At 68.7% G+C, this 15,524-nt stretch carries 17 protein-coding genes, 1 tRNA gene and 1 other RNA gene; 8 read left to right on the plus strand and 11 right to left on the minus strand.

Annotated features, from left to right (window positions below; all coding sequences use genetic code 11):
• Positions 1–52: 52 nt before the first annotated feature.
• Both ffs and RBS12_RS11540 read right to left on the minus strand, forming a co-directional pair.
• Positions 53–149, minus strand: an RNA gene (ffs, locus tag RBS12_RS11535) — signal recognition particle sRNA small type.
• Between the two features lie 108 nt (positions 150–257).
• Positions 258–962, minus strand: coding sequence for a hypothetical protein (locus RBS12_RS11540; RefSeq protein WP_307966252.1), 705 nt, complete (start codon positions 960–962; stop codon positions 258–260).
• A gap of 179 nt (positions 963–1,141) precedes the next feature.
• On the opposite strand from RBS12_RS11540, the gene RBS12_RS11545 reads away from it, so the two are divergent.
• The 3 genes from RBS12_RS11545 to RBS12_RS11555 all read left to right on the plus strand — a co-directional run bounded on the left by RBS12_RS11545 (position 1,142) and on the right by RBS12_RS11555 (position 3,592).
• The gene (locus RBS12_RS11545) at positions 1,142–1,840 is read left to right on the plus strand and encodes a response regulator transcription factor (protein ID WP_307966253.1); all 699 of its coding nucleotides are present in this window, start codon (positions 1,142–1,144) and stop codon (positions 1,838–1,840) included.
• The gene (locus RBS12_RS11550) at positions 1,837–3,279 is read left to right on the plus strand and encodes a HAMP domain-containing sensor histidine kinase (protein ID WP_307966254.1); all 1,443 of its coding nucleotides are present in this window, start codon (positions 1,837–1,839) and stop codon (positions 3,277–3,279) included. The genes RBS12_RS11545 and RBS12_RS11550 overlap by 4 nt, the downstream gene beginning before the upstream one ends.
• A gap of 228 nt (positions 3,280–3,507) precedes the next feature.
• Positions 3,508–3,592: transfer RNA gene (locus RBS12_RS11555), tRNA-Ser, on the plus strand.
• Between the two features lie 134 nt (positions 3,593–3,726).
• Here the strand turns inward: RBS12_RS11555 and RBS12_RS11560 are convergent.
• Positions 3,727–4,164 (minus strand): hypothetical protein, encoded by a 438-nt coding sequence (locus RBS12_RS11560; protein ID WP_307966255.1) that lies wholly within the window; start codon positions 4,162–4,164, stop codon positions 3,727–3,729.
• 50 nt (positions 4,165–4,214) lie between these two features.
• The gene (locus RBS12_RS11565) at positions 4,215–4,853 is read right to left on the minus strand and encodes a hypothetical protein (protein ID WP_307966256.1); all 639 of its coding nucleotides are present in this window, start codon (positions 4,851–4,853) and stop codon (positions 4,215–4,217) included.
• 823 nt (positions 4,854–5,676) lie between these two features.
• On the opposite strand from RBS12_RS11565, the gene RBS12_RS11570 reads away from it, so the two are divergent.
• Both RBS12_RS11570 and RBS12_RS11575 read left to right on the plus strand, forming a co-directional pair.
• On the plus strand, positions 5,677–6,726 hold the full coding sequence (locus RBS12_RS11570) for a M23 family metallopeptidase (protein WP_307966257.1): 1,050 nt from the start codon (positions 5,677–5,679) through the stop codon (positions 6,724–6,726).
• Between the two features lie 22 nt (positions 6,727–6,748).
• On the plus strand, positions 6,749–7,258 hold the full coding sequence (locus tag RBS12_RS11575) for a glutathione peroxidase (RefSeq protein WP_307966258.1): 510 nt from the start codon (positions 6,749–6,751) through the stop codon (positions 7,256–7,258).
• Positions 7,259–7,273: 15 nt separating this feature from the next.
• On the opposite strand, the gene RBS12_RS11580 is transcribed toward RBS12_RS11575, so the two are convergent.
• Positions 7,274–7,846: a TetR/AcrR family transcriptional regulator gene (locus RBS12_RS11580; RefSeq protein WP_307966259.1), complete on the minus strand. Its 573-nt coding sequence runs from the start codon at positions 7,844–7,846 to the stop codon at positions 7,274–7,276.
• A gap of 62 nt (positions 7,847–7,908) precedes the next feature.
• Between RBS12_RS11580 and RBS12_RS11585 the strand changes: the two genes are divergently transcribed.
• Positions 7,909–8,403: a DUF4188 domain-containing protein gene (locus RBS12_RS11585; protein ID WP_307966260.1), complete on the plus strand. Its 495-nt coding sequence runs from the start codon at positions 7,909–7,911 to the stop codon at positions 8,401–8,403.
• A 67-nt stretch (positions 8,404–8,470) separates the two neighbouring features.
• Here RBS12_RS11585 and RBS12_RS11590 read toward each other — a convergent pair whose 3' ends face one another.
• On the minus strand, positions 8,471–9,373 hold the full coding sequence (locus tag RBS12_RS11590; RefSeq protein WP_307966261.1) for a hypothetical protein: 903 nt from the start codon (positions 9,371–9,373) through the stop codon (positions 8,471–8,473).
• A 104-nt stretch (positions 9,374–9,477) separates the two neighbouring features.
• On the opposite strand from RBS12_RS11590, the gene RBS12_RS11595 reads away from it, so the two are divergent.
• Both RBS12_RS11595 and RBS12_RS11600 read left to right on the plus strand, forming a co-directional pair.
• Positions 9,478–9,777, plus strand: coding sequence for a type II toxin-antitoxin system VapB family antitoxin (locus tag RBS12_RS11595; RefSeq protein WP_307966262.1), 300 nt, complete (start codon positions 9,478–9,480; stop codon positions 9,775–9,777).
• Positions 9,778–9,791: 14 nt separating this feature from the next.
• The gene (locus tag RBS12_RS11600; protein ID WP_307966263.1) at positions 9,792–10,433 is read left to right on the plus strand and encodes a LytR C-terminal domain-containing protein; all 642 of its coding nucleotides are present in this window, start codon (positions 9,792–9,794) and stop codon (positions 10,431–10,433) included.
• A gap of 12 nt (positions 10,434–10,445) precedes the next feature.
• Here the strand turns inward: RBS12_RS11600 and RBS12_RS11605 are convergent, their stop codons facing one another.
• The 5 genes from RBS12_RS11605 to RBS12_RS11625 all read right to left on the minus strand — a co-directional run bounded on the left by RBS12_RS11605 (position 10,446) and on the right by RBS12_RS11625 (position 15,506).
• Positions 10,446–11,114: a TetR/AcrR family transcriptional regulator gene (locus RBS12_RS11605; RefSeq protein WP_307966264.1), complete on the minus strand. Its 669-nt coding sequence runs from the start codon at positions 11,112–11,114 to the stop codon at positions 10,446–10,448.
• Positions 11,115–11,315: 201 nt separating this feature from the next.
• Complete coding sequence (locus tag RBS12_RS11610; RefSeq protein ID WP_307966265.1) at positions 11,316–12,320, minus strand: sugar phosphate isomerase/epimerase family protein; 1,005 nt, start codon at positions 12,318–12,320, stop codon at positions 11,316–11,318.
• A 131-nt stretch (positions 12,321–12,451) separates the two neighbouring features.
• Positions 12,452–13,603 carry a Gfo/Idh/MocA family oxidoreductase gene (locus RBS12_RS11615; RefSeq protein ID WP_307966266.1) on the minus strand — a complete coding sequence of 384 codons (1,152 nt, stop codon included), beginning with the start codon at positions 13,601–13,603 and terminating at the stop codon, positions 12,452–12,454.
• The gene (locus tag RBS12_RS11620; protein WP_307966267.1) at positions 13,600–14,718 is read right to left on the minus strand and encodes a Gfo/Idh/MocA family oxidoreductase; all 1,119 of its coding nucleotides are present in this window, start codon (positions 14,716–14,718) and stop codon (positions 13,600–13,602) included. The genes RBS12_RS11615 and RBS12_RS11620 overlap by 4 nt, the downstream gene beginning before the upstream one ends.
• Entirely contained in the window at positions 14,715–15,506 is a 792-nt protein-coding gene (locus RBS12_RS11625; protein ID WP_307966268.1) for a sugar phosphate isomerase/epimerase, read from the minus strand. The genes RBS12_RS11620 and RBS12_RS11625 overlap by 4 nt, the downstream gene beginning before the upstream one ends.
• Between the last annotated feature and the right edge of the window lie 18 nt (positions 15,507–15,524).

Below are 15,524 nucleotides of genomic sequence, written 5' to 3' on the forward strand. Positions count from 1 at the left end.
GAGAAACCCTATCAATCGGCGCCGACACGACGGGCCCAGTTATCCACAGGTACGGAAAGGCCCCTCATGCACCCGCCAGAGCCCACCTACCCTTGCTACCTTCCGGTCCTGGGGGAGTTCAGCAGGATGACGCCACATGAGGGGCTGGATTCCATCTTAGCTGAGTTCGGCGGCAGCCTCGAATTCGGCAGAATCAGCTTTCGGCGGCAGCCTCGAACCGGCGGGTCTGCGTTCCGCCGATGGCTCGAACCGGCGGGTCAGCTCCCAGACGTCGCGCCCGGCGCCGGGGTGTTCGCCTTCGGCTTTGCGGGCATGTCCTTGATCGCCTCCGCGAGTTTCTTGATCGCGGTGCCGTAGCTCCCGTCGAGGGCCCGGTCCTTGATCGTGTGGGCGTCGGCGACCTCGTGGTCCTCGGTCGCCCCGGCGAGCGTCCAGAGGTCCTGCCGCAGCTTCTCGGGGAGGTGCCGGAAAGCCGCCGAGTGGCGGAGGATGAACTCCCGCGCGGCAGTCTGCGAGTGGTCGCCGTACTTCTCGTCGTCCCCATCTCCGCGGATGATGACGGCGAGCAGGTGCCTCAGGGACGCGCGCGCCGGATGCTTGGCCGCAGCCTTCCCCGTGGCGGACGGCGAGGGCGACGGCGTCGACGCCACCGGCGCGATGAACGCGGCGGGTGCCACAACGGCGGAGCCCGTCGTGACGGCGGTCGAGCCGCCCGCGCCGACATCGGTCCCCAGATCGTCGAGGGACGTCAGCGTGTCGAGCGAATCCTCGGAGCCCGCCGTGTCGGAGGCGCCGGCGACCGTCGTCTGCGGCTGAGCGTCGCGAGTTTCGAGGGCAAGGGCGGTCCCGCCCCCCGCAAGGAGGACGGCGGCGAGCGTCGACGCCGCTCCCACCGTCCAACGGCGAGCGATGCGCCTCCGGGCGGAGGTGTCCAACTCTGCCTTCGTGATGTTCGGTTCCATGGCCAGTCCTTTCGTCCGTGGTGTGCCTGTGGTCGGTCCGGTCTTCGCGCCGGTCCATGTCCTGATGCTCGCAACGCTGGGCAAGGGCTGTGTTCGGCCAATGTTCGGGGAATGTAAAGTGTCACGATCAACCTCCACGCACCCGGCCGGGCGCCGCCGTCGTGCGCTTGAATGGTTCCGTGGAGAACTCGGGCGAGGGGCGCGGACTGGTGCTCGTGGTCGAGGACGAGCAGGCGATCGCGGATCTCGAAAGGCTGTACCTCGCACGCGCGGGGTTCGGCGTGCACGTCGAACGGGACGGGGCCGCGGCGCTCTCGCGGGTCCGCCAGCTTCGGCCCGTCGCGATAGTCCTCGACGTCGGGCTCCCGGGCCTCGACGGCGTCGAGCTCTGCCGCCGACTCCGCGAGGAGGACGACTGGACGCCCGTGATCTTCGTGACCGCCCGCGACGACGAGGTGGACCGCGTCCTCGGCCTCGAACTCGGCGCGGACGACTATCTGACCAAGCCGTTCTCGCCGCGCGAGCTCGTGGCGCGGGTCCGCAGCGTGCTGCGCCGCGCGGCAGGGCCGCAGGCCGCCCGCGTGCTGAGCGTGGGCCGCGTGCGCCTCGACCTCGGGCGGCGCACCGCGGAGGCCGACGGCAGGCCCGTGCAGCTCACGGCCATGGAGTTCGACCTGCTCGCGTATCTCATGTCCCAGCCGGGTCGGGTGTTCAGCCGCGAGCAGCTCCTCTCCGCGGTGTGGGGCCAGGCGGACTACGCGGGCGGCCGGACGGTCGACGTCCACGTCGCCCAGCTCCGCGCGAAGCTCGGCGACGCGAGTCCCCTGCGGACGACGCGCGGCGTCGGCTACAGCGTTTCGCCGGCGGGGTCGTCGTGAAGGCCTGGCTGCGATCGCTGTACGCCCGCGTCACGCTCGTGATCGCCGCCGTCGCCGCGATTGCAACCCTTGTGGCGGGGCTGGTCGGGGCACAGCTCATCCGGGCCGTCGCGATCGACGAGGCGCGCACCGGCCTCGCGCGACAGGCGCAGACGCTCAGCGCGTCCGGCTCGGTGACCGACCTCGTGTCGCTGCGCGAGCTTGCGGTCGGCGATGCCGGGCGGATCGCCCTCGTCGCGCCCGACGGCAACGTCACGGGCGCCGGGCGGCACTTCGTGAGCGCAGCGGCGGCCAAGAAGGTCCTCGCGGGGCAGCCCGTCTCGCAGACCGAGACGGTCAACGGCACGCCCGTCGTCGTCGAGGGGCGGCCCCTCCCGGCAGGCGGCGGGCTCGTGCTCGCCGAGCCCGTCTCGGCCGTCAATCAGGCCTCGTGGCCGCTCGTCACGCGGCTCCTGTGGGCGCTCGCGCTCGGGTTCGCGTGCGCCGTCGTCGGCGGGGCGCTCGTGGCTCGCTGGGTCACGAAGCCGCTCGTCCGGGTCTCGCGGGCCGCGCAGCGGCTCGCCGGTGGTGAGCGAGGCGTGGCGGTCGACGGCGGGGGGCCCACCGAGGTGCGCGAGGTCTCCGCCGCGCTCAAGGCCCTCGACGCCTCCCTCGCGACGAGCGAAGGGCGCCAACGCGAGTTCCTCCTCTCGATCTCGCACGAGCTCCGCACACCGCTCACGGCCCTGCGGGGCTACGCCGAGGCGCTCGCCGACGGCGTGATCCCGGGGGAGGACGTGCCGCGCGTCGGGCGGACCCTGAGCAGTGAGACCGAGCGGCTCGACCATTTCGTCAGGGACCTGCTCGAGCTCGCACGACTCGAAGCGGACGATTTCCGCGTGGACCTCCAGCCCCTCGACGCCGCCGAGATCCTCCCCGTCGTCGTGGACGCCTGGCGGGGCGTGTGGGAGCCCGCGGGCGTCGCAGTCCGTGCCGATGCCGTGGGGCCGCTGCCCGTCGTGAGCGACGCGCGCCGGCTTCGCCAGCTCGTCGACGGGCTCGTCGAGAACGCGCTGCGGATGGTGCCCGAGGGCTCGCCCGTGGTGCTCGTCGGACGCGCGGAGGACGGCGCCGTCGTCCTCGAAGTGCGCGACGGCGGCCCCGGGCTGAGCGACGACGACCTCGCCCGCGCGTTCGACCGCGGCGTCCTGCACGCCCGCTACCAGGGGGAGCGCCCGGTGGGGACGGGCCTCGGGCTTTCGATCGCCCATCGGCTCGCGGGTCGGCTCGGCGGCGAACTCGTCGCAGGGCGCGCGCCGGAGGGAGGCGCGTGCTTCGCGCTCCGGCTCCCGGCCGCGCCTGCTGCTTCTCTCGCCCCGGCTGCTCCCGTCGCTCCCACTGCTCCTGCTGCGGGTACCGCTCCGGGGCCGGGAGGCTCACATCGACCGGGAACGTCATGAACGCGGACCGCCATAGGGGTGCGCCGCGAGGAATGCGCGGACGACGGCGTCCCGTCCCCTTCGCGGGTAGATCGCCTCGATGTGGCTCTCGGGCCCTTCCTCGAGGAGGCGCCGATTCGGAGCTTCCTCGAACCTCGGGTATCCTAGAGTCTGCTCTGCACGAGTCTGGCCCCGTGGTTCTTCAACCCTGTGGTTCTTCAACCCGTGGTTCGGCTCCGAGCGGGCAATGGAGGATTCGCCTAGCGGCCTATGGCGCACGCCTGGAACGCGTGTTGGGTTAACGCCCTCGGGGGTTCAAATCCCCCATCCTCCGCGTTGTGTGAACGCCCCCGGTTTTCGGACCGGGGGCGTTCTCGTGTCCGTGGACATTCTGCTTCTGCTGCCGAAACCCGCTTTTCCGTGGGGTATATGGCACGGAGAAGCGGGTTTCGGCAGCAGTTGCTGGCGCTATGGTTGGTGCCGCTGTTTCCAGAGGCGAAAGCCCAAGTCAATGGCGAGCAGGAATGTGGCGACGAGAAGGGCGAGACCTCCGCTCACGATCAGGACCATCAAAAGATCGGAATGTCTCGAATTGTCTTTGATGTGCTCGACGGCGGCTCCGACCACGGCATCGGGATAGAATACTGCCACCGAAGGGGCCGCGAAAGCGAACAGAAGGGAATACGTGGCCTTGAGCCGTCTGTAGTGCCGCTTCAGGTGACGGATCAGGACCGAGCAGGCTCCCGCCGTTATTCCGGTCAGGAAGAGGAGGGCTGTCGCGTTTCCGATGTTCGACCCATCTTGGAACGAGAGGTAAGACTCGACAAGCCCCAGCCCGCTATATTGCGCAGTGACGACGAAGGCTCCATAGACACCCAGCATCCACGGGACAATGCCGGAGATCAAGATTGCTGCAGTGGCAATTCGCCCCTCCCTCACCAACTGTCTATTTAGTTCTACCAATTGCATGTGTCCTGCGGCGGCCAGACTCTACCAATCCGGCTTCGCCAATCAGGGACGGATCGACGCTCGTACTCGAGATCAAATGTCCCTGGCTCAGCAATTCCCCCCAGCACGTGACATTCCCACTGCTGCCGCATCGAGTCCGTGAACATCCACCAGGAATGCTTCTCCTTAAGAAGGTTCCAGCCCGACGTTAGGAATTGACCTGCATTGAAGACCAGGTCATGACGCCCCCAGATTGAAAGTTCAATGGATAGCTGGTTCATGCCGTAGGCCGAGTTCCAGTGCCACTCGGACCAGTTGAACAGCTGCCACCACGCGTAGTAGACCCGTGGGTCCGCGATAACGGGATAGGCGACGTGTTGCCCCGTGTGCTCCACAATCTGCGCGATGACGTTACCGTTGACTTCGTAATGGGTCTTGACCGGCGCGCCATTGGCATCGACCGCCCATGCAGGCGCGATCCAACCCTTTGAGGTTCCATTCCTGTCCCTCAGTGAGATCGATCCATCGCCGGTCTGTATAGGAGTCGTGTCAGCGGTCAGCTCCAGCCGGTAGTCGTACCTGACTGGAGCATGCCGATTGTTCAAGACGGTCAGGGCGCGGATGGAGCCGTCTGTGAGGGTCTGCACTCCGAGGTCCACTTGCCCGTTTGGATCGGTTAGTACGGTGGTTCCGTCGGCTGCGATCTGAGGGTCTGGCGCTACTGCAGGGCTTGGCAACTCGAGCGAAAGTTTGAGCCCGCCGTCGCCGCCGTCCAGGTTTGCTTTGGCCCTACCTCGGTCCTTGGTGATTTTGACTCGCCCGGACCGGACGCTGGCCTCGACCGATCCTGTATCGGATTTGGCCGGTCTTACGAGAGTTGTCTCGCCCTGTCCTGAACGTGCGAGACCCTTATTAATCGCGGTAGCCGTGGATTCGAGCTTGTGGTTCCCTGTGTCACCCTGCGGGACTGCTTGGGCGACGGATGCGGGTGCGATAAGGCAGAGGGCGATAACAGAAGCTGCAACTCGAAGTGTTTTCAATCCTTTATCTGGCAAAATCACTTGGTCCCCCAATCGATGCCGTGGGTTGCGAGCAGGTGCCCGCGTGAAAGTGACGGTACAGGTCAACGCCGGCTTTGGGGGCGGATTGACAAAAAACTGTCGCGAATTGCCTGTTGATATGGCGCGATTGTGCCTTTTCGCGGGGACCGGGCGTGGTGTTCGGCGGGTTGAGGGCGCGAAAATCCCGCATTTCGTCACAATTGCGGCAGGCTATGCGATTCCTGTGTGGTCGCTGGGAGTTTTCCACAGCGAGCCTCTCGCCATCGACAGCCGGCGGCCCACGATGGTACGGTGCGTAACGTCGCACACGAACCATGTTGGGGGACTACCCGTGGGCAGCACATTGGATGCTGTGCTCCAGGCCGCTAGGCCGAGAGGGCATCGATTCTTGATTGCCGCTGTTGCGGCCGTGAGTTCGCTGGTTATCAGCGTTGCCCCTGCGTTCGCCGACGCTGGCGGCGACTCGGTGAGGGCGGATCCGAACGCCGTGATCGTCTTCGAACACGCCGACGTGAGCTCGATTCCGGCCGGCAAGCACTCCGGCGTCGTACTTCTCGCGTCGTCGGACCTTTCCCGCCCGCCCCAAGGCAAGCTGTACGCCCCGCTCGAAAGCCTCGTCCCGACGTCGCCCTTCGGGTATCGCATCAACCCCCTCAATGACGAGCCCGGCGAATTCCACTGGGGCCAGGATTTCGGCGCCCCGTGCGGGACGCGCGTCTACGCGGCCGACGCCGGGATCGTCCGGGCCGCGGGCTGGCACCCGTGGGGCGGTGGGAACCGGGTCGAGATCGACCACGGCAATGGTCTCGTCACGACCTACAACCACATGCTCGACGCGGCCGTCAAGGTCGGAGACACCGTTGCCGTCGGGCAGGTGATCGGACTCGTGGGCTCCACGGGGAGCGCAACGGGATGCCATCTGCATTTTGAGACCATCCTCAAAGGAACCTACAAGGACCCGATGGAGTGGGGCTTCATTCCGATCGCGCAGCGCAATACGGTGACGGATCTGACCCTTACCGACTACACGCCGTCGGACGGCAAGACCCAGTCGGACCAGAACTGGGACATTCCCGGTCCGGTCAGCCAGCCCGCTCCCGGCGAGACGATTCGGAAAGCCCCTGCCCCCGCGCCCGTGCCGCCAGTGCCGCCGTCGGCTGCTCCGCACCCCTCTGCGCCGAGCACACCGACGCCGACGCCCTCGCCATCCAGCTCGCCCACACCGAGCCCGACGCATACGGCTCCGACCCCCTCGCCGAGCCCGTCGCCCTCGCCGAGCCCCTCGCCGTCGCCGAGCCCCTCGCCGACCCCGTCGCCCAGCGCGTGCCCGTCCCCGACGCCGACTGCCTCGCCGTCGCCGTCGGGAGGGCTGGTTTCGTCGATCGTGTCGCCTTCGCCTTCGCCGAAGGCGAGCCCCACGTGCTCATCGACGCCAAGCCCCTCGCCCTCGGGCCACTGAGCGGCGCGACTAAGCTGTCTGGGTGAGCCTGCACGATATCGCCCTGACCCTCAACGACGGAACCGAGACGACGTTCGGCGAGTTCGCCGGCTCGGCGGTGCTCGTGGTCAACGTCGCGTCGAAATGCGGCTACACGGGTCAATATGACGGCCTCGAAAACGTCTATCGCGAATATCGGGACCGCGGATTCGTGGTCCTCGGATTCCCGTGCAATCAATTCGCGGGCCAGGAACCCGGCACCGACGCGGAAATCGAGGAATTCTGCCGCCTCACGTACGGCGTTTCGTTCCCTCTCGCGGCGAAGGCGAATGTCCTCGGTCCCCGGCAGCACCCGCTCTACGCCGAGCTCGCGCGTTTCCCCGCCGACGACGACCTCGGCGACAAGGTCCGCTGGAATTTCGAGAAGTTCCTCGTTGATGCGGAGGGCCACGTCGTGCGCCGCTTCCGCTCCGCCGTCGCCCCCGAGGCGCCTGAGCTGCGCGCCGCGCTCGAGGCCGTCCTTCCGCTGGCCGCGGCCGTTCGGGCTGAATAGACCCGTGCCGAGCGGCTACGCCGCCCAGGCGCGCGCGACGGCTTCGAGCGCCTCCGCGTAGATTCCCGCCCAGTCCGCCTCTGGCTCGACGCAGGCGAACTCGAGGCTCACGAGCCCATGGACTTGGCCCCAGATGGCGATGACGGCGGCCTCCACAGATGCGGCGCGCAGCTCGCCGCTCCGCTGGCCCGTCGCCACGGCATCGCGGAGCGGGGCCATCGCGGCCTCCCCGACGGCGGACGACGGCGCCACCCCGCCGTCCGGACGTGCGGAAGAGCCGAACATGAGCCGATACAGCGCGGGGTGTCCGAGCGCCCATTCCCGGTATGCCAAGCCCAAGGTGCGGAGGCCGCCGTCGGCCGCTTCCCTCTGCGACTGGGCGAACGACGCGAAGCCGCCGTCGACGACGGCCTGGAGCAGCTCGGTCTTGCCGCCGAAGAGCGAGTAGATCGCCGTCGTCGATGTTCCCGCGCTCGCCGCCACCTCGCGGAGCGTCACGCGTGCCGGGCCTTCGCGGTCGACGAGTTCGAGGGTGACTTCGAGGAGCCGCGAGCGGACGGCGTCGTCGTGCACAACAGGTCTTGCCATGGGGTCAAGTGTATCGTAACGTCGTTACGTAACGTTGTTTTGAAACCCGGAGGGGGAATCCCATGGCGCTCGAAGTCTTTCCCGGCCGCTTCACCGCCCAACCTGAGGGCGGCGTGACGGTGTTCCTCATCGGGATGCGGGCCAACCGCTGGTGGAAGCTCGGCTCGGTCATGCGAGTCGCCGCTGCGATGCCTCGCATGCTCCGCTACCTCGCCGCCAATCCCGAGTCGGGGATGCTCGGCTTCCACCAGTGGCTTGGCCGCACCACCATCCTCGTGAGCTATTGGCGCAGCCCCGAGGACCTCATGCGCTTCGCGGCCGACCGCGACGCGCCGCATCTTGCCCCGTGGCGAGACTTCATGAAGACGGTCTCGGGGACCGGCGACATCGGCGTGTGGCACGAGACGTATTCCGTCCCGGCTTCCGGCATGGAGGCGGTCTACAACGGCATGCCCGCTTTTGGGCTCGCAAAGGCCACGGCCCACGTTCCCGTGAAGGGCGGTCTCAACACTGCGCGGCAGCGCTGGGCCCACGCGAGCGCAGACGGCCGCGAATAAACGCAGCCGCCGCGCATAACGCAGCCGGCCGCGCATGGCGCAGCCCGCCGCGCATCAGCCGGGAGAATCAGCGCTCGGCGAGCGCCGCGTCCCGCCACTCGTCCCGCCACTCGCGCAGGAAGGCGAGGCCGGCGTCGTCGTGAATCACTTCGGGGCCAAGGCCGAGGTACCCGGCGGTGAGGATCTCGTACGGCTTCTCAGGCACCCCGTCCTCGGGCCGCACGTCGACGTGGGAGACCTCGTGGTCGTTGTGGTGCAGCCAGTCCGCCATCGCGTAGTCGGTCCGCGAGTCGCCCATCGTGAACCACGCCTGGGGCACGATCCCGTCGCGGTGCAGCAGCTCGCACGCCCGGCTCGCGCCGAGGTCCTTGCCCAGGCGCACCGACTCGATGTCCGTCGAGATGATGGTCGGGTCGATCCGGTAGTCCACGGTGTCGTCCTCGCCGGGCACATGATGGTCGAGCCGGACGGCACCGAGCCCGAGGCGGCCCATGACGGACATGGCTTCTGCGTCGAAATGCTCCTGGATCGCGCGGTACACGTCGTTCGAGACCTCAATGTGCTGCTCGACCGAGACCATCGCGCGCTTTGTCTCGTCGAAGAACATGTGGTCGGAGTAGTAGCTCGAGACGAGGTCCCGGATCGCGTCAGAGAACTCGCTCGGAACCGCAAGCTCCCGGTCCACATGCACCGGCCCCGCGCCGGCGCCGGTGAACGAGAACCACGTCGCGCCCTTCTCGCAGATCGCGTGGACCCGCAGCCCGTCCGGCATCCCTGCGGCGATCATCGGCTCCATGACCTGCTGCGCGATGAACGCATCCGAACGCCCCGTGTTGAAGACGACCGGGATTCCGGACGCACCCAGCTCGAGCAGGAGCGAGATGATCTCAGGCCTTACCGCGCGCGTGACGGGGCTTGCGATGGGGCCGTCGACGTCGAGGAGGAGGGCAAACGGGGGTCGGGTCTCCATGCGCCTATTCTGTCAGCACGAGGCCGGGTAACCGTTCGGCCACAATCCGAGGGACTCCCCGGGGCGGCATGACGGCTCGGCGCGCAGTTGTCTACGCTGGTCGCGTGATCTTCAAAGCAGTGGGGGAAGGACGCCCCTATCCGGACCATGGGTACCACACGCCCAAGGACTGGGCCGCGCTTCCGCCACGCCCGGTGCGGCTCGACGAGCTCGTCACGACGAAGCGCACGCTCGACCTCGAGGCCCTTCTCGCCGAGGACTCGACATTCTTCGGCGATCTTTTCCCCCACGTCGTGCAGTACAAGGGCGTCCTCTACCTCGAGGACGGCCTCCACCGCGCACTTCGCACTGCCCTGCACCAGCGCACGGCGATCCACGCGCGGGTCCTGGACCTCGATTCCTGAGCCGGGCAGCGACCATGAGCCGCCGGCCCAAGGACCTCTCCGAGTATCACGGGCACCACGTCATCGACGGTGAGGAACTGCGCGCACAATTCGAGCGCGATACTGCGGCGCGCCGCAGATGGTGGACCTTCCGGCGCGTCAGGCACGGGATCATGCTCATCCTGCTCGTCGCGCTCGTCGTTGTCGGCGTGGGTGGCGCGTTTGCAGTGCTGGGCGGCTATCTCAAGATCCCGCAGCCGGGTGCCGCGCCGTCGCCCTCTCCGACGTGCCCCGCAGGGCCCTTCGACTACGCCGCGCCGGATTCGGTGCGAGTCCGTGTCCTCAACGCGACCGGCAAGGAAGGCCTGGCCAAGGGCGTCGCGGACCAGCTCGCCCAGCGCAAATTCGTCGTCGGCAGCGTGGACAATTCGAAGGCCGCCGGATCTGCCGCGGCCGTCGTCGTCGCCGGTCCGGCGGGGGAGAGTGGCGCCTTCACGCTTCAGCGCAACGTCCCGGGGAGCGTGTTCATGCCGGACGGCCGGGGAGACGCGACCGTCGATCTTGTCCTGCTTCCGACCTTCAAGGATCTTCGCGACCCCGGACTCGTCGACCAGACTCCCGGACCCCTTGTGTGCTCGCTTGCCTCGCCGAGCCCGGCGCCCACACCGGCGAAGTAGCCGCGCCAGGCGTCAGGCCCTGACCGGGCGCCGATCGTCGTCGAAACGCGCCCCCACGCCGAGCTGGATGAACCGCACGGTGGCGTCAGTGTGCCGATCCGGCGAAGTGGGCTCCCCCATGGGGTCCGACGAGGGCGACGCGTCCACCTCGCCGTCCTTCTGCCCGCGGTTCGCGCTCGCCGCGAGCGAGCCCAGGACAAGCTGAGCGAGCTCCTCGAGATCGGCCCGCGGGATGTACCCCTCGTCCATGCATTCGCGCAGGATGTCGCGGAGCACCGCGTTGAGCTCGCCAACGTGATCCCCGAGCTTCGCGAACGACGACGGCGAAAGCACCGCGCGCATCGCCGGTCCCGGCGGGAGATGGCGGCGCGAGAGGTCCTCGACCTGCGCCCGCACGTAGATCGCGAGCTTGTCGACGGGATTCCTGGCCGCGGCGAGCTGGTCCTTGAGCTCGGTGAGGAAGCGGCCGGTCTCGTCCAAGGCGTAGCCGATGAGCAGCTCTTCGAGGTCGGCGTAGTAGTTGTAGACGGCGGTGCGCCCGATGCCGGCTTGCCGTGCGACGTCGGTCATCGTGAGCCCTGGTAGGCCGCGAGTGAACAGGAGCTCGCCGAACGCGTCGAGGATGCGGCGCTGTGTGAGGGCGCGCTGGGCGGCATTCGACTCTGCCTGGATGCGGGGCATACTGCCATTTTACGTCGGAGTGTCACCAAACGCGTGCATCGGGGCCGTTCTGGTGGGGCGCGGTCGCGCTCCGGCCCGCTTCTTGGGCTCCGTTTTCGCGTGCCGGCGCGACACGCCGCGCTCCCGACCGATTGGGAAATCACAACCGGTCGGGAGCGCGGCGGCGCGAGGCGGCGGGAGGCGGGCCAAGCGCAGCGGCGGTCAGCCCTGGTTGCTGAAGGCCGCGTCGAAGGAGGCGGTGCTCGGCGCGAAGTCGAACTTCTTGAGCGCCGCGAGGGCCTCGGGGGCGCCCTGGAGGCGGTCCATGCCGGCGTCCTCCCATTCGACGGAGATCGGGCCGTCGTAGCCGATCGCAGTCAGTGCCCGGAACGAGTCCTCCCAGGGGACGTCGCCGCGGCCGGCGGAGACGAAGTCCCAGCCGCGGCGGGGGTCGCCCCATGGCAGGTGGGAGGAAAGGATGCCCGCGCGGCCGTTGCCCATGCGCATGCGGGTGTCCTTGCAATCCACGTGGTAGATGCGGTCGGCGAAATCGGTGATGAAGGCCACGGGGTCGATGCTCTGCCACATCATGTGGGACGGGTCCCAGTTGAGGCCGAACGCGGGCCGGTTCCCCACCGCGTCGAGGGCGCGCTTCGTGGACCAGTAGTCGTAGGCGATCTCGGACGGGTGGACCTCGTGGGCGAAGCGGACGCCGCATTCGTCGAAGACGTCCAGGATGGGGTTCCACCGGTCGGCGAAGTCCTGGTACCCGGCGTCGATGACCTCGCCGGGCACGGGCGGGAACATCGCCACGTACTGCCAGATGCTCGAGCCGGTGAACCCGACGACGGTCTTGACCCCGAGCGCCTTGGCCAGCCGCGCGGTGTTCTTGAGCTCCTCGGCGGCACGCTGACGCACGCCCTCGGGGTCGCCGTCGCCCCACACGCGGGAGCCGACGATCGCCTGGTGGCGGAAGTCGATCGGGTCGTCGCACACGGCCTGGCCCTTGAGGTGGTTCGAGATGGCCCAGACCTTGAGGCCGTACTTTTCGAGGATGCCGAGGCGCTCGGCGATGTACGCCTCGTCGTCCCAGCGCCATGCGTCGAGGTGCTCGCCCGAGACCGCGATCTCGAGCCCGTCGTACCCCCACTCGGCGGCGTACCTGGCCACCTCCTCGAGGGTCAGGTCGGCCCACTGGCCGGTGAACAGGGTGAAGGGGCGGGGCATCGGGATTCCTTCCGGGGGAGCGGGTGTGGGTGGGAGGACTTTCGTTCAGGGGTCACGTCCCGTGGGTCGTGACCCACGGGACGTGACCCCTGAACGGGCGGGCGGGTGGCTGGGTGGGTTTGGTTGCGGGGCTAGAGCTGGACGGTGAGCGACTTCGCCGCGGCGGATTCCTCGACGGCGGCGAGGACGCGCTGGACCTGCAGTCCCTCCTCGAACGACGGCGACGGGGCGGCCCCGTCGCGGATCGCGGCAAGGAAGTCGCGGATCTGGTGCGTGAACGTGTGCTCCCAGCCGATGATGTGGCCCTGCGGCCACCACGCCCCCACGTACGGGTGCTCGGGCTCGGTCACGACGATCCGGCGGAAGCCCTGCTCGGCCGCCGGCGCGGCACCGTCGAGGAACTCGAGCTCGTTGAGCCGCTCGAGGTCGAACGCGAGGGCCCCCGCGGAGCCGTAGACCTCGATCCGCAGCGAGTTCTTGCGGCCCAGAGCCACCCGCGAGACCTCGACCGAGGCCACCGCGCCCCCGGCGAGGGACAGCGTGGCCCACGCGGCGTCGTCGACCGTGACGTCCTCGACCCCGGACGGGCCGGGGCGCTGGCCCACGAAGGTGTGCAGGCGGCCCGAGGCCTCTGTGACGGTGTCCCCGAGCAGGAACTGGACCTGGTCGATCGCGTGCGAGGCGATGTCTCCGAGCGCCCCGGACCCGGCGGTCTCCTTCCGCAGCCGCCACGTCATGGGCGAGGAGTCGTCGGCGAGCCAGTCCTGCAGGTACGACGCGCGGACCTCGCGGACCGTGCCGAGCCGCCCGTCCGCGATGAGCTGGCGCGCGTACGCGAGCGCGGGCACGCGCCGATAGTTGAAACCGACCATGGACTGCACCCCGCGGGCCCGGGCGGACTGAGCCGCGGCGACCATGCGCTCGGACTCGGCCATCGAGTTCGCGAGAGGCTTCTCCACGAGCACGTGCTTGCCCGCCTCGAGCGCCGCGATCGCGATCTCGGCGTGCAGCCACCCCGGTGCGCAGATGTCCACGATATGCACATCATCCCGGGCGATCACCTCGCGCCAGTCCGTCGCGGACTCCGCCCACCCGTACCGCGCCGCAGCCTCGGCGACCTCGACGGCGTTGCGGCCCACGAGCACGCGCTGCTCGACCGCCGGGACGTCGAAGTACGCCGCGACATTCCGCCACGCCTGCGAATGGGCCTTGCCCATGAACGCGTACCCGATCGCGGCTACGCCCAGCGGCGCCGGGCCCACCCCGCTGCGGGGAGTGCTCATGCGAGCACCTCGTCGAGGGTCGGCTCCTCAGGGGCCCAGTCCTCGGGGAGCGGCGTGGACGACGGCGCCGAGCTGGCGACGTCGATGAACGTCCCCGAGTCGATGGACTCGGAGATCGAGACCATGGTGTCGAGAACGTGGTACGCGAGCTGGCCCGTGGCCCGGTGGGGCTGGTCGGCGCGGATCGAGCGGGCCATGTCGAGCACGCCCATCCCGCGTCCGTTCGCGGGCCCCGTGGTCGGGATGGCGGTCCATTCCTCGTCTCCGGCCCGGCGGATCTGCAGCTCGCCGTCGAAGTAGTTCGGGTCCGGGATGAGGAGCGTGGCCTCGGAGCCCGAGAGCTCGAAGTACCCGGCCTTCGCGAACGGGGACTGGAAGCTGTAGATGCCGTGTGCCGAGCCGCCGCCCTCGAACTGCACCTGGGCGCTCACGTGGGTGGGCACCTCGACGACGAACTCCTCGCCTGCCTTGGGGCCTGAGACGACCGTGCGCACGTCCTTCGACTTCGAGCCGACGGCGGCCACGCGGCGCGCGCTGCCGAACGTCTGGACGAGGGCCGTGAGGTAGTAGGGCCCCATGTCGAAGAGCGGGCCCGCGCCGTGCTGGAACAGGAACGCGGGGTTCGGGTGCCACAGGTCGGGGCCGGCGTACTGGAAGACGGTCTGCGCCGTGAGCGGGACGCCGATGTCGCCGCGCTCGATGATCCGCCGGGCCGTCTGGAGGCCCGCCCCCAGGAAGGTGTCGGGGGCGCACCCAAGCCGGATCCCGGCGTCGTCCGCTTCCGCCAGGAGCGCAAGCCCGCTTTCGCGGTCGAGGGAGAACGGTTTCTCGCTCCACACGTGCTTGCCGGCGCGCACGGCGGCCGTCGCGACCTCGACGTGAGCGGCCGGGATCGTGAGGTTCACGATGATGTCCACGTCCGGGTGGCCGAGCGCGAGCTCGGGGGCGCCGTGCTCGGCGATGCCGTACTCCTCGGCGCGGGCCTTGGCCGCCTCGGGGAACAGGTCCGCGATGACGTGGACCTTGAGGTCCGGGAACTTCGTGAGGTTGTCGAGGTACTGCGTGCTGATGTTGCCCGCGCCGATGACGGCGACGCCAACCGGACCGCGGCTCATCGAGCCACCTCCTGAGCTCCAGCGCCGGCCTTGAGGTAGCGCAGCGAGCCCGCGACGCCGTCGAAGATGTCGCCCGCGAAGCCGTCGAACTCGACGACGCCGACCTCGAGCCCCTTCGCCGCGGCGATGACGCCCCAAACATCGATCTCGCCCTGGCCAGCCGGCAGCTGGGTCGCCTTGAGCGCGTCGTAGTCGAGTTCTTCGAGGGAGACGCTGCCGAGGTCGCGCACCGGCCCGTCCTTGATGTGGATCGCGATGACGCGCTCGCCAAGCCGTTCGAGCAGCGCAGCCGGGTTCTCGCCGCCCATCGCGACCCAGTAGGTGTCGACCTCGAGGACGAGCTCGGGGTCCAGGAGCGAGGCGAAGTACTCGAGCGCGGTGGTGCCCTCGATCTTCGACGTGATCTCCCAGTAGTGGTTGTGGTAGCCGACGCGGATGCCGTGCTCGGCGCCCTTCTTCGCGGCGTCATTGAGGCGCTCCGCGATGGCACGCACCGAGTCCGCGTCCTGCCATTGCTCGGCCGGGATGAACGGGTCGATCACGGTACCGATGCCAAGGCGCTTCGCGGCGGCGAAGATCTCGTCCTGATCGGCCGAGAGGAGGGGTGCGTGGCCGGTCGGAGCCGTGACGCCGTTGTCGGCGAAGGCCTGGGCGAGCTCGTCGGCACGGGCCGCGAAGTTGTACGGCTCGACCTGGGTGTAGCCGATCTCGGCGAGCCGCCGGATCGCTCCCGGCAGATCGGCCTCGATCGCGTCGCGGACGGTGTAGAGCTGGACTGAATAGGACATGCGGAACAGTTTCCTCTT

The sequence above is a fragment of the Sinomonas sp. ASV322 genome (genome assembly GCF_030908245.1).
Taxonomy (GTDB): Bacteria; Actinomycetota; Actinomycetes; order Actinomycetales; family Micrococcaceae; genus Sinomonas.

What these genes read in the sequence shown, in the direction of transcription:
- RBS12_RS11580 (WP_307966259.1), bottom strand. Translation starts at nt 7,846, where the DNA reads ATGGCAAGACCTGTTGTGCACGACGACGCCGTCCGCTCGCGGCTCCTC.
- RBS12_RS11540 (WP_307966252.1), bottom strand. Translation starts at nt 962, where the DNA reads ATGGAACCGAACATCACGAAGGCAGAGTTGGACACCTCCGCCCGGAGG.
- RBS12_RS11610 (WP_307966265.1), bottom strand. Translation starts at nt 12,320, where the DNA reads ATGCCCCGCCCCTTCACCCTGTTCACCGGCCAGTGGGCCGACCTGACC.
- RBS12_RS11585 (WP_307966260.1), top strand. Translation starts at nt 7,909, where the DNA reads ATGGCGCTCGAAGTCTTTCCCGGCCGCTTCACCGCCCAACCTGAGGGC.
- RBS12_RS11600 (WP_307966263.1), top strand. Translation starts at nt 9,792, where the DNA reads ATGAGCCGCCGGCCCAAGGACCTCTCCGAGTATCACGGGCACCACGTC.
- RBS12_RS11590 (WP_307966261.1), bottom strand. Translation starts at nt 9,373, where the DNA reads ATGGAGACCCGACCCCCGTTTGCCCTCCTCCTCGACGTCGACGGCCCC.
- RBS12_RS11615 (WP_307966266.1), bottom strand. Translation starts at nt 13,603, where the DNA reads ATGAGCACTCCCCGCAGCGGGGTGGGCCCGGCGCCGCTGGGCGTAGCC.
- RBS12_RS11605 (WP_307966264.1), bottom strand. Translation starts at nt 11,114, where the DNA reads ATGCCCCGCATCCAGGCAGAGTCGAATGCCGCCCAGCGCGCCCTCACA.
- RBS12_RS11625 (WP_307966268.1), bottom strand. Translation starts at nt 15,506, where the DNA reads ATGTCCTATTCAGTCCAGCTCTACACCGTCCGCGACGCGATCGAGGCC.
- RBS12_RS11620 (WP_307966267.1), bottom strand. Translation starts at nt 14,718, where the DNA reads ATGAGCCGCGGTCCGGTTGGCGTCGCCGTCATCGGCGCGGGCAACATC.